This is a genomic window from Bacillus sp. S/N-304-OC-R1 (genome assembly GCF_019749375.1).
Classification (GTDB): Bacteria; Bacillota; Bacilli; order Bacillales; family Cytobacillaceae; genus Cytobacillus.
The window spans coordinates 164,848-178,011 of record NZ_JACWFE010000025.1 but is presented as its reverse complement, the minus strand read 5'-3'; the positions used below and the strand labels follow the sequence as shown (position 1 = coordinate 178,011).

Annotated in this window: 11 protein-coding genes and 1 tRNA gene; 3 read left to right on the top strand and 9 right to left on the bottom strand. The window is 35.0% G+C overall.

The genetic code is table 11. The features are described from left to right. Positions 1-837 precede the first annotated feature (837 nt). Positions 838-1,395, bottom strand: a complete 558-nt coding sequence (locus H0173_RS20985; protein ID WP_221848734.1) for a GNAT family N-acetyltransferase — start codon at positions 1,393-1,395, stop codon at positions 838-840. 45 nt (positions 1,396-1,440) lie between these two features. Continuing rightward, complete coding sequence (locus tag H0173_RS20980; RefSeq protein ID WP_221848733.1) at positions 1,441-2,355, bottom strand: DMT family transporter; 915 nt, start codon at positions 2,353-2,355, stop codon at positions 1,441-1,443. 222 nt (positions 2,356-2,577) lie between these two features. Between H0173_RS20980 and H0173_RS20975 the strand changes: the two genes are divergently transcribed. Together H0173_RS20975 and H0173_RS20970 are read left to right on the top strand one after the other, a co-directional pair. Further along, entirely contained in the window at positions 2,578-3,273 is a 696-nt protein-coding gene (locus tag H0173_RS20975; protein ID WP_221848732.1) for an MgtC/SapB family protein, read from the top strand. A gap of 87 nt (positions 3,274-3,360) precedes the next feature. Beyond that, a tRNA-Ala gene (locus H0173_RS20970) sits at positions 3,361-3,433 on the top strand. A gap of 200 nt (positions 3,434-3,633) precedes the next feature. On the opposite strand, the gene H0173_RS20965 is transcribed toward H0173_RS20970, so the two are convergent. The 7 genes from H0173_RS20965 to H0173_RS20935 form a co-directional block, all read right to left on the bottom strand. Then, entirely contained in the window at positions 3,634-4,284 is a 651-nt protein-coding gene (locus tag H0173_RS20965) for a VOC family protein (protein ID WP_221848731.1), read from the bottom strand. A 178-nt stretch (positions 4,285-4,462) separates the two neighbouring features. Next, on the bottom strand, positions 4,463-5,440 hold the full coding sequence (locus H0173_RS20960) for an ABC transporter ATP-binding protein (RefSeq protein WP_221848730.1): 978 nt from the start codon (positions 5,438-5,440) through the stop codon (positions 4,463-4,465). Continuing rightward, complete coding sequence (locus H0173_RS20955; RefSeq protein WP_221848729.1) at positions 5,437-6,453, bottom strand: ABC transporter ATP-binding protein; 1,017 nt, start codon at positions 6,451-6,453, stop codon at positions 5,437-5,439. Before H0173_RS20955 ends, H0173_RS20960 begins: the two co-directional genes overlap by 4 nt. A gap of 21 nt (positions 6,454-6,474) precedes the next feature. Further along, a complete protein-coding gene (locus H0173_RS20950) occupies positions 6,475-7,404 on the bottom strand; it encodes an ABC transporter permease (protein WP_221848728.1) in 930 nt (309 codons plus the stop codon). Further along, on the bottom strand, positions 7,404-8,333 hold the full coding sequence (locus H0173_RS20945) for an ABC transporter permease (RefSeq protein ID WP_221848727.1): 930 nt from the start codon (positions 8,331-8,333) through the stop codon (positions 7,404-7,406). The genes H0173_RS20950 and H0173_RS20945 overlap by 1 nt, the downstream gene beginning before the upstream one ends. Before the next feature lie 97 nt (positions 8,334-8,430). After that, positions 8,431-10,194, bottom strand: a complete 1,764-nt coding sequence (locus H0173_RS20940; protein ID WP_221848726.1) for a peptide ABC transporter substrate-binding protein — start codon at positions 10,192-10,194, stop codon at positions 8,431-8,433. Between the two features lie 601 nt (positions 10,195-10,795). Further along, the gene (locus H0173_RS20935; RefSeq protein WP_221848725.1) at positions 10,796-11,674 is read right to left on the bottom strand and encodes a LysR family transcriptional regulator; all 879 of its coding nucleotides are present in this window, start codon (positions 11,672-11,674) and stop codon (positions 10,796-10,798) included. Between the two features lie 394 nt (positions 11,675-12,068). Between H0173_RS20935 and H0173_RS20930 the strand changes: the two genes are divergently transcribed. Further along, the gene (locus H0173_RS20930; protein WP_221848724.1) at positions 12,069-12,956 is read left to right on the top strand and encodes a DMT family transporter; all 888 of its coding nucleotides are present in this window, start codon (positions 12,069-12,071) and stop codon (positions 12,954-12,956) included. Positions 12,957-13,164 lie beyond the last annotated feature (208 nt).

Sequence of the window (13,164 nt, the reverse complement as noted above, 5' to 3'; positions counted from 1 at the left end):
CGTCCTGAGCCAGGATCAAACTCTCCAATAAAGTGAGTTGATTAGCTCATAATGTCTTTTTGATAAAAAGACTAAAACGTTGACGTTTTTGTTCGTTCAGTTTTCAAAGAACTATCTTTTCGCTCGGAAGCGACTTTATTAATATAACACATCGCCTCATTATTAGTCAATAACTTTTTCTAAAAACTTTTTCATCTGAAAAGTTATTTCTTGAGGACGTTTTCTAATATAACATGTTCATTTTATGTTTGCAATATAATTTTTATATTTTTTTCTTGTTTTTTATTTTCGATATCTAATAATATCTAATAGTAAAGTTTTATTTATATTCCTTAACACAGATTATGTATTCTTAATGTAATAGATAGTACTTTTGAAAGATTTAATATGCTAATTTAAACCTTCTTCACAAATCCACAGCTTTATCCACAATTCCCACACTTTTATAATCCTTGTTCATACAACTTATTAACAACCTACATGTAATATTATCCACTCTATCCACATAATCAATTAATTTCTATGATGTTATATACAAAACTTAAATATATTCGGCATTGTCATATTTCAGATAAATCTTTCATATCATCTATTACCTCTATTAACTACTGAAAGGTGTGGATTATTCTGCAGACCGTTGCATTATACTTATCAGTTTTTATGGCAATCTTCCTTTTTTCATATTCATATATAGAAGGAATACGAATCGCAAACTCAGATGAAAAAGTATATGGAGGAACTTTTATTTTTACTGTAACATGCAGTTTTTTATTTTCAGCCTTTACTTATCTATTTATATAAAATGAAATCCCCCATTCCAAACCTGGGGGATTAATACTACTTATTTTCATTTATTATCGCTGCAATTGCTCCATCCACAAATTTCCCTTTTTCAAAAAAACGTTTCTTTAATAATCCTTCATATTCAAATCCGTTTTTTTCTAGGACTCTCGCTGATGAAATATTTTCTGGATCATAGAATGCCTCAATACGATTTAACCCAATCTCATTAAAACCATATTGAATAACAGAATTAATAACTTCCGACATAATGCCTTTTCCCCAGAAATCAGGATGGAGCTCATACCCGATTTCTGCCTTCCAATGTTCTTCTTCAATAGCATGGAATCCGCATGTGCCAATAAATTGGCCAGTTTCCTTCCAAACGATCGCCCACCGTATTTGTTTTTTATTTTCATACCTAAAAAGCAGCCTTTCAATTAAATCCTCGGCTTGTTTTATAGAAGTGAAGGTTTCTAGATCATAATATTTCGTAACTTCATCTTTGGAAAAATAATCAAACATACTAGGAGCATCATTTAGTTGAAGCTTCCTCAAAGTAATTCGTTTTGTTTCTAATTGTGGAAATTCTGCAAAAGCATTATTAAATCCCATGATATTCTCCCCTAATTATTGTCATTTACTTACATTATACAATAATTATTGTTCAGAGATTGTCTTTTTCTTTATTGCCTTAATACTCATCTTTCGTTCATCTAATAGAAATAAGGACACTCCTAAAATAATAATGCCTCCTCCTACTAGCTGGGACCAAATAACAGACTCTTGTAAAAGATAATAGGCTAATATTGCTGCACCTACTGGTTCAAATAGAATCGCCATTGAAATAGTAGAAGTGCTTAACCATTTTAATGACCAATTAAAGATCGTGTGGCCAAGTAAAGTAGGAAAAACAGCTAATAAGATGAAATAAACCCAATCACTCGTACCATATGGGAGTAACGGTTCCTGCTTAATTAGTACATAGATAAACAGTGTAATTGTGCTAATACTATAAACCACAAAAGTGTAGGTAATGAGAGACAATCTTTTTCTAACGGTCTGACCGAATAGTAAATAGGTTGTTACTAATGCACATGCTATTAACGCTAAAATATCACCAAATAAAGCAGAGCCGCTGATCTTAAAATCTCCCCAGCTGATTACTACACTTCCAGTGACAGCAATAAGACTGCTGATAATTGCCTTAATCGAGAACTTTTCTTTAAAGAAAAAATATGTTCCTAAAAAAGCAAACAATGGCTGCAGAGTAACTAATACAGTTGAACTTGCCACAGATGTGTAATTCAGTGATTCAAACCAGAGGATAAAATGAAAGGCGAGGAATACGCCAGCAATTATAGAAAATAACCAATCCCGCCTAGTAATAAGACGAAGTTCGGGAACATACTTTATTAGGAATACAGGCAGCATAATCAATACTGAGAAAAATAACCGATAAAAAGCAATAACTCCAGATGGGGCTGATGAAACTTTTACCAGAATGGCAGATGTTGAGACCGAAAATACACCTATCGCAAGAGCCACATAAGGATTTATTTTTGTGTCTGACATATTAGTTCTCCTTATTTTATTAATATAATATTTTAACCACATCCTATAATACATCCTAAGAACTACTTTCGCTATAATTTTAATTATATTCTTCACTTGAAAGATTTAGGGTATAAAATTAAACATGAAGTGGTGAAAAGAGAGCCGATGTTACTTAGCAGTAGAGTCTAAGGTGCTCTTCTCCCTTTTCAAAACAAAAAACTAAATGGGAGGGGGAACATTATGAGCGAAATAGAATTAGATATATTAATAAAATTGGGAATATCAGCTGTTCTCGGTCTTGTAATCGGGATAGAACGTGAACTAAAAAGGAAACCCGTTGGCCTCAAAACCAGCCTTGTTATTTCAATTGTAAGTTGTTTGCTAACAATTGTATCTATTAAATCAGCATACATATTCCCAGGAAAACATGACGTTAATATTCAAATGGATCCGCTTCGCCTAGCTGCACAAATCGTTTCAGGCATTGGTTTTTTAGGAGCAGGCGTTATTTTGCGTAGAGGGAATGATAGTATATCCGGATTAACCACTGCAGCGTTAATATGGGGAGCAGCTGGAGTAGGGATCGCTGTGGGTGCAGGCTTCTACCTTGAAGCCATGGCAGGAGTAGCTTTACTTATCATAAGTGTTGAGGTAATTCCTTTTTTTATGGCTCTTTTTGGTCCAAGACCACTACGAGAAAAAGAAATTACTCTTCATCTTAAAGTTACCGAAAAAGAAAACATTGCTGAAATTCTTTCAGCGATTAAAGAATTAAAGATTTCTATTAAACGAATTCGAATTAAAGATTTAGATGAAAGAAAGCACCTTGTTCAACTGATCGTGACTGTAAATAAGAAGAAAAGTATTACCGATGTCTATTACAGTGTCTCTGAATTAAGTGGAGTGAGGAGTGTTGAAATAGAAAGTTTGCAGTAGTATGTTTACTCATTATTCAGTTTATTATCATTTCCTTCTTGCCAAATGCCCCGATTGACGGTATAATTTTTTGTGTATCCATAAATCGGGGCATTAGCTCAGCTGGGAGAGCGCTACGCTGGCAGCGTAGAGGTCAGGGGTTCGAGCCCCCTATGCTCCATTAAACTCAAACCCTTGCACTGCAAGGGTTTTTCATATCTTTATTTTTTGCCCGCAATATTTCTTCCGCTCCAATCGTGTTCGAACATAAAAGCCAAGTTCAAAATCTGGATCCTCACAAAAAAGAACCAAGAATAAGTGCATATCGTACTTTACTTGATTCTTTTTATTAAAACTATTTTCAGAGTGAGTTCAGCTTATTCAAAAGTTTTTTATTGTACCATGATTTGTTTTAATAATGACTGGTGATGGGATTCCTACCTTATCAGAGAAGATCCATCTTCTTCCTTCTGGGCCGACAATTATAAACTCCCCATCTTCAAATTCACCCATAAAGTTCAAATATTTTTCGTATGAGATAGGCTCATCATTTCGTGTCGGTATGCCTAAAGCTAAGATTTCCTCAACATATTTTTTTATGTCGCTCGTAGATAAACCAATTTCACTTATACCTAATACAAGATTTGATTGAAAGCACTCTTCTAATGATTCAGTGATCGTTTCATATCTAGCAATATATTCAACAATGTTTCCAGCTGGATCCTCGAAGTAAAATGAATTTGCTTTTGATCCAGTTAAGTGTATCTCGTCTGAGTCATCTTCAGTTAGTAATGGCCATCTTTCCTGAATCCAATTTTTTGCCGATTTAAAAAGATTAGGCGGAATATTGAATGCAAAGTGATAATAATAGGAATGTGTCTCATCTTTATGTAAAGTTAAAATGCTGCTGCTAACTTGAAAGCTTGTCATATCAGCTGTTTCGAATATACATACAAATTCCAAAATATCTTTATAGAATGAAACCGTTTCTTGATAATTCGAAATAAAAATCTCAACTTGGTTAATTTTCATAATAAATTCCCTCCTCGTATATTACCATCGTAAATCAGAAAATGGGGTATTCAAATACAGATTTGGGCTTAACATTTAATTAGAATTATACAACTTTAGTATGAGGTGAAAATTAAGTCCGGAGGTGTAAAAAAGGTTATTCACTATTTTTCAAAAAAGCCCTGTCATCAGACAGGGCTTAAACTTCTTCATTGTATAAGTGACAAGCAGTATAGTGCCCTTTCTTGACTTCACGCCATTCTGGGGCTTTTGAGGAGCAAAGATCAGTTGCATAATGGCATCTTGTACGGAATACGCATCCGCTTGGAGGGTCTAATGGGCTTGGTACCTCTCCTTCTAAAACAATTCTTTCACGTTCCACAAAAGGATCTGGAATCGGTACTGCTGATAAAAGGGCCTGTGTGTAAGGGTGCAGCGGTTCTTGATACAAAGAGTCACTATCAGCCAATTCCACCATATTTCCCAAGTACATTACTAAAATACGATCTGAAATATATTTGACCATTGATAGATCATGAGCTATAAACAGATAGGTTAAATTCATCTTATCTTGGAGGTCTTTCAATAAGTTAACAACCTGTGCCTGAATCGAAACATCCAGAGCAGAAATGGGCTCGTCGCAAACAATAAATTTTGGATTCAAAGCTAGAGCACGTGCAATTCCTATTCTTTGACGCTGCCCGCCACTGAATTCATGTGGGAAACGGTTGATATGTTCCGCTTTAAGACCAACTAATTCTAATAGCTCGATGATTCGCTCCCTGCGTTCTTTTCCTCTAGCAAGCTTGTGCAAATCTATTGGTTCTCCAATAAGATCCTCTACGGTCATTCTAGGATTTAAAGAGGAATACGGATCCTGAAAAATAATTTGCATATCTTTCTTCAATTTATTAAGGGAACGCCCCTTTAATTTGAAGACATTTTCTCCATTAAATAACACTTCGCCTGAGGTTGGCTCATGAAGACGAATAATCGTTTTCCCAGCAGTTGACTTTCCGCAGCCACTTTCTCCTACTAAGCCTATGGTTTCTCCCGGATAGATATCGAGGCTGACATCATTTACAGCTTTAAGCTGCCTGCCTCCAACATTATAATATTTCTTTAAATTTTTGATCTTTAAAAGTGGTTGACCTGTTTGTTTTGTTGTTACTGTCATTGCTTAACCTCCTGCGCCTTAGCTGCTGCAGCTTGTGCCTTAGGATGGTGGAGCCAGCATGCTGATTGTTGTGTGCCATTAATATTTTCTAAGGCAGGATGAATGTCTTTACAGACCTTCATAGCATATTCACATCTTGGGAAGAACGAACAACCTTTAGGTGGTTCTAATAAGTCAGGTGGACTACCTATAATTGAAAATAATCTTTCGCCTCTGTCCATATCTAAACGAGGAATAGATTTCATTAAACCTTTTGTATATGGATGTGTTGGGTTTCGGAAAATTTCTTCAACAGTACCAGCTTCTACCACTTCCCCTGCATACATAACGATTACTTTATCGCAGACTTCGGCTACAACTCCTAAATCATGTGTGATTAATATAATAGAAGTATTTGTCTCTTTTTGAAGACGTTTCATTAAATTTAAAATTTGAGCCTGAATCGTTACATCTAATGCAGTTGTCGGTTCATCTGCAATAATAAGCTCTGGATCACAAGCTAAAGCCATGGCAATCATCACCCTTTGCCGCATTCCACCAGAAAATTCATGCGGATAATGGTTAAGACGGCTTTTCGCTTGAGGAATACCGACTCTTTCTAATAGGTGAACGGCATGCTGAAGTGCTGCAGTTCGTGATAATTTTTTATGTTTCATTAATCCTTCTGTTAATTGGTCTCCAATTTTACTAGTGGGATTAAGGGATGACATAGGGTCCTGAAAAATCATGCTGATTTTATTCCCGCGAAGCTTTTTCATCTCTGGTTCCTTAGCCTCTAGAAGATTTTGACCATTAAATAAGATTTTTCCTGATTTGTATTCAGTAGGCGGAGTGGGGAGCAATTTCATAATGCTCTTGGCTGTAACACTCTTTCCACACCCTGACTCTCCGACAATTGCAACCGCTTCCCCTTTGTTCACTGTAAAGTTAACGCCTCTTACCGCTTTTACCTCTCCAGCAAAAGTATGAAAGCTTACATGCAAATTTTCTATCTGTAACAGACTATTAGTCACTTTTCTCACCTCACAATTGTTTTATTTTCTCAATTTAGGATCAAGCGCATCTCTTAAACCATCACCAAGTACATTAAAGGCTAACATTGTAAGCGAGATTAATAGAGCCGGAATTGCTAATTGATAGAAGTTGCCTACTAAAATACTGCCTACCGCATCACTTGCCATTGTTCCCCAGCTAGCTTCCGGAGCAGGAATACCTAAGCCAAGGAAACTTAACGTTGCTTCTGCAAAAATTGCGGTTGGCACTGTTAATGTAAGATTTACTAATATTGGTCCCATCGTATTAGGTACCATATGCTTCCAAAGCTTCCAACTTGTTGGCGCACCCATTGCGCTGGCAGCATGAACATAGTCAAGCTCTTTTAATTGTAAAACTTGTCCACGGACTAGGCGGGCCATTGGAATCCATCCTGTTATGGTCATAGCAATAATGATTGGCCAAATCCCTCTTTCCAAAACAATCATCATTAAAATAACCATCAATAAATATGGGATAGCAAAAATGACTTCTGCAAAGCGCATCATAATATTATCAACTTTACCGCCTTTTATTGCTGAAACACCGCCATATATGACACCCATGGCAAAATCAATGACAGCCGCCATTAGCCCAATAAATAAGGAAATTCTTGCCCCATACCAGGCACGTGTAAAGATATCACGACCGGATGTATCAGTCCCGAACCAGTGTTCACTATTTGGTCTCAAATTCTTTTTGCTAAAATCTTGTTCATAGTAGGTATATCCACTCAAGTATGGGCCAATTATTGCCAATATAACTAATAAGATAATAACGATAAGCCCAAACATGGCCAATTTATTTTCTTTTAAGCGTCTCCAAATATCCTTCCAATACGAGATACTTGGTTTAGCGATTTTTTCCGATTCTTTAAAATTATCCTCTACAGGGGTAAACAAATCATCTGGTATATGCATTTCATTTGCCATTATTTACTCTCCCCAGTTAGTTTTATTCTAGGATCAATAAATGTATATGCAATATCAACAACAAGGACTAAACCAATTAAGAACACACTATAAAAAATAGTCGAACCTAAAATAACAGGGTAATCACGGTTAAAGATACCTTTAACAAACATTTCTCCAATTCCGGGAACACCAAAAATACTTTCGATAATAAAACTTCCTGTTACTAAATTTGCAGCGATAATACCAAGTACTGTAATAACTGGCAAAATTGCATTTTTTAAACCATACTTTAAAAGTATTAATCCTCTATTTAAACCTTTTGATTTAGCTGTAACCATATAATCTTGATTTAACACTTCCAACATGCTAGAACGCATAAGACGAGCAATGAAAGCCATCGGCAGCATCGCTAGCGATATTGTCGGCAGGATAGTGTGCTTCATTGTTTGCCAAGTGGCTACTGGAAGCAGCCGCCATTCTACAGCTACATAATTAATTAGAACGTACGCTAAGATAAAGCTCGGAACCGAAATCCCGATAATGGCTAAAACCATGGCAATATAATCTGGCCATTTGTTTCGGTTATAGGCAGCAATTACACCTAAGATAATCCCTAATACAATCGCTACAAGCAAGGCTTGGAGCCCAAGTTGCATGGAAACAGGTAAACCTTTTTCGATATAGTCGTTAACCGTTAAAGTGCTAGACTTTAAAGATGGACCAAAATCAAATTGAGCCACTTGTTTTAAGTAGAGTCCATATTGCACAATTAATGGTTCATCCAAATTATAAAAGGAGCGAAGATTTTGATAGACTGCCTCAGGCATTGTCCCTTCTCTTGCAAATGGATCACCTGGCACAGCGTGCATAATAATAAAGGTTATGGTAATAATAGCCCACATTGTGACTAATCCCCATAGAAGACGTTTTACGATAAAACTGAGCATGAAACCCCTTCTTTCAAACAAAATGTGAAGAGTCCTAGTAGATTCAAAAGTTTGGGTATGCACAATTGTGCATACCCAAACTAACTAAATTAAACTTTTAGTTTTGGATGTCAGCAAACTTAAATACTGGCGCACTGTTAATTAATGTATAGATTCCTGTTACGTTTTCTTTATAAACATGCGGTCTTGAATAATAGTAAACTGGAATAATTGGCATTTCATTCATAAGCATTTGTTCAGCCTTATGCATAAGCTCCATACGTTCTGCTTGATCCATAGAAGCCTTTGCTTTGTTTACTAATTTATCATACTCTGGGTTACTATAATTGGCATCATTGTTTGCGCCGCCAGTTAGCCAAAGATCCATGTATGTCATTGGGTCTACATAATCGCCAATCCAGCCTGCACGGCTAATCTGGTAATCACCGGATTTTTCACGGTCAAGTTTTACTTGGAATTCTACGTTTTCTAATAGTAACTTTTCAATTCCTAAGTTTTTGCGCCACATTTCTTGAACTGCTTCAGCAATACCCTTGTGAGTAACGCTATTATTATACAGTAATGTTACTTCTGGGAATTCTGTCAAGCCTTCTTCTGCTAATCCTTCAGCAAGTAACTTCTTAGCCTCTTCGACATTCTCTTCGAATAATGCGCCGCCATTTTCTCTAAAATCACCAGAAACATCTGGCATACCTGGAGGAACAACACCGTAAGCTGGAAGTTGTCCACCCTGAGTAACATGCTCAGTGATTGTTTTGCGGTCAATTGCCATTGATAATGCTTTACGTACCTTTGGATTGTTAAAAGGTTTAACCTTTGCATTTAAGTTATAATAATAAGTTGCTAATTCAGCAGCATTGTGGAAATCTGCACGGTTTCCTGCAACCATCATTCCTGTAACTTCAGCAGGAAGGTCATCTAATAAATCAATTTCTCCTGTTTCATACATTTGCCAAGCTGTATTTTGGTCTTCAATGATGTATAAAAGAACTTCATCAAGCTTTACTTTGTCTGCAGCATAATACTTATCATTTTTTGAAAGTGTAATACTTTCTTTATGCTTCCATTCAGTTAATTTAAATGCACCGTTAGAAACATAGTTAGATGGTTCTTTATACCAATCAGGATTGCTTTCTGCTAACTTTTTATTAATTGGGTAATATGAGAAGAAAGTCATTAAATCAATAAAATAAGCGGTAGGTGATGTCAACTTTACCTCTAAAGTTTTATCATCTAAAGCTTTTACCCCAACTTTGTCCCTTGCTGGACCAAGTTGATCTTCAGGAATGACTGGCTTTTCAGGTGGTGTTTTCCCCTCTTCTTCAGCCTTTTCTAACTCTTCATTATATTTCGCTAATACATCTGCCCCAATATTGTTAAACTCTTCGGCACCTTCTATATAATAGAATTGATAAGCATATGTAGCTGCGGAGTTTGGATCCATTGCGAATTTCCAGGCATATTCAAAATCTTGAGCAGTTACAGGTTCACCATTTGACCAATTTACGCTATCCTTTAAATGGAATGTCCATGTTAAACCATCTTCACTTGTTTCCCAAGTTTCTGCCATCCCCGGTATTATTGTCCCATCAGAATCTTTCGTTGCTAAGCCTTCGAATACATGATCAAGTATCCAAGAATCATGTGATCCTAGAGCTAATCCCGGGTGTAAAGCTCCTGGCTCGGAATGGTTGTTTGCACGAAGGACTTTCTTTCCAGCAGATGTTTCTTCTACAGATGAATCCTTTTTATCCTTATTATCTTTTTCAGCTGTAGATTGACTAGTAGTTGTTGTACAGCCAGATAATACTAGCATTAATGAGAAAAGAGCAATCAGGAAAATATTTAATCTCTTTTTCATATATTGACCCCCTTGTTTAATATTACTGTTTTTCGCCTCTTGTGAATTTTCTGAATTTTAATTACAAAAATAATCCACCTTGCTATTCTATTTAACCTTTTAATATCACCTCCTTATCCAACTGTTTATTCCTTTTATTGGTTTTTCGTAAAAAATGTTACAAAATTTATTAAGAAAACTTTGCAATAAAATTTTTTCAAAAGTCTTTTTCCAATAAATAAGATAGACAGCCTTTTTGATTTTTTAATTATAACGAGAGAATTACAATAAAAAGTAACGAAAAGATTACAAATCTTTACAAATTTATTAACAATTATTTCATATTGCTTTCAGACTAAATAAGAACTTTAAGGGTAATGAAATGTTTTTTACTAGGAAGAGTGCATCAAAAAAACGCTGTTTTCACAGCGTTTTTTATAAGAAATTATATATTTTCTATTTGCTAGCTTATTTCTCTTGGGTATCAAGAAAAGCGCCTTTTAATAAATATCTACAATATACTATCAAACATAAAATTTTTTATATAATTCACAAATAAATGCAGGAGGAGCTATTAGAAACGCAAGGAATTTCTACTGCTTATATTACCAAAATTAGATTTTTAAGAATATTCTTTAGAAATCCACGTTTGCACATATGTTAAAAATATTTGCGCAGAAGTTGAAAGCATTGTTGTGTCTTTAACGGCAACTCCTAAATCTCTATATGATGGAATTTCTAATTCTTTATATATTACCTTACGAGATATATTCTTTAATACTAGCTCAGGCAAAATACTAATTCCTAACCCTTTTTCAACCATAGCAATAACTGCATAATCATCTTTTTCGACAAATTGAACATTTGGCGCTATTTGATGAATTGTAAATATCTCTGATATCTCATCATCGTCACCTTCATCAAGTTTTATGTATGGATGTTTTGATAAACCTGAGATTGGGAAAAATTCGTCATGTGCACGAGGATGATTTTCAGGCAAAACAACGACTAATGGGTCTCTTCTTAGATATATCGTCTCTAACTGCTTATTAGCGGGCACTCGAACAAAAGCGCAATCTAGCCGCCCATCCATAAGCCACTTTTCATTTTCTTGATACGTACCATGTAATAATTCAAATTGAATTTTTGGAAAGTCCAATCTAAAATTCTTTATCATGCCCGGAAGCCATTGTGCTGACACACTAGTAAATGTTCCAACTCTGATTAGACCTGATTCTAATCTATGTATCTCGTCTAATTTGTTATTCAGATTATGTTGACAATTCAATACGGCCTGAATATATGGTAATAGTTGCATGCCATCTGAAGTAACAGTAGCACCTGAACGATCACGGTTCAGAAGCTTCATTCTGAATTCACTTTCCAATGCATTTAACATATGAGTGATCCCAGACTGGGTGTAACCTAGTGTCTGTGCAGCTTTTGTCAAACTCCCTAGTTCAATTGTTTTCAAAAAAGCCTCGTATTGGGAAATATTCAAAATCAGTCTTCTCCTTCATGAGCAAATCTAATGATTTTCATTAAAAACATGAGTTTTACTAATTTAATATTGCGAATTATAATGAAAACACTAGAAATTTTCAAGAGAAAAAGCAGTTTACTATAGGAAAAGGAAAACTATCGCTATACCTTGGTAAACTAATTAATACACGACGAGTTGTAAGTTAAATTACTTGTGTAATCCTCCAGTTTTATTGCATGTTTCCATGCAGATTGTCTGGAAACAACGTGCACCAAGTATCTCACCTGACCCCCACTTAAAGTAAATAAATGGAACCAAAAAATATAAAAATTAATTATTGTAAGAGTAAAGGCAATTTTGTAGTAGTAAAAGGGTTATGAAATTACAAATTATAAACAACGGGGGAATAGAGATGAAAATGCAATTAAAGGCTGATTTATTGTTACTAATGGTTACATTTTTTTGGGGTGCATCCATCTTACTTACAAAGGTTAGTCTCAAATACATTGAAGAATATAATTTAATCGCATTACGATTTATTATTGCTTTTCTTTTATCAGGTATAGTATTTTACAAGCACTTAATCAAAATTGATTTTAAAACTGTAAAATATGCGTTTATTTTAGCTTCTATTTTATTTATAGTTTATATTTTTGCGACTTTTGGTACAAAGTATACAAGTGTTTCTAATGCCGGTTTCTTATTGGGGCTCACAGTCATCTTTATTCCAGTATTATCATCTGTATTTTTAAAGCAAAAACCTGAAAAAAAAATTGTATTAGGTATTGTATTAACCATAATAGGAATAGGATTATTAACGTTAAATAACGAATTAAATATAGCTGATGGTGATATATTATGTATCTTATCTGCTTTATTTTATGCGGTTCATGTCATCGTTACTGGGACAATGACTAAGCATGTTAATTCAATTACTCTTGGGGTAGTACAACTAGGTTTTGTTGGCCTATTTAGTCTCATTTTCTCAATGTTTATGGAAACTCCAAAACTTCCTGACAATGTTGAATCATGGTTTTCAATCTTAGTCTTAAGCATATTTTGTACAGCAATAGCTTTCATTGTTCAGGTTGTTGCACAGCAATATACCAGCCCTACACATACAGGTCTTATTTTTACATTGGAACCTGTTTTTTCAGCAGGTTTTGCTTTCTTTTTCACGGGTGAAACGCTCACATTTAAAGGCTACTTAGGTGCAGTACTCATATTATTAAGTGTATTAATTGCTGAGCTAGATTTTAAAAGTCCATTAAAACTAAATTATAAAAATAATATTGAATAGATAAGCACATCCAACCTTAATAACCCAGCTACCTTCCCGTGGGAAGGGTAGCTGGGTTTCTTAATTATTTACATCAGTCATTTATAGAACTATTCTAATCAGTTTACTAAAAAAGGGACTGATCTTTTTCAGCAATCGAAACACTTCCTTGCTCTTTCAAATAAAATCATTCCATGAAGGACTGTTAATACAGCCTTAATTTTTCTTT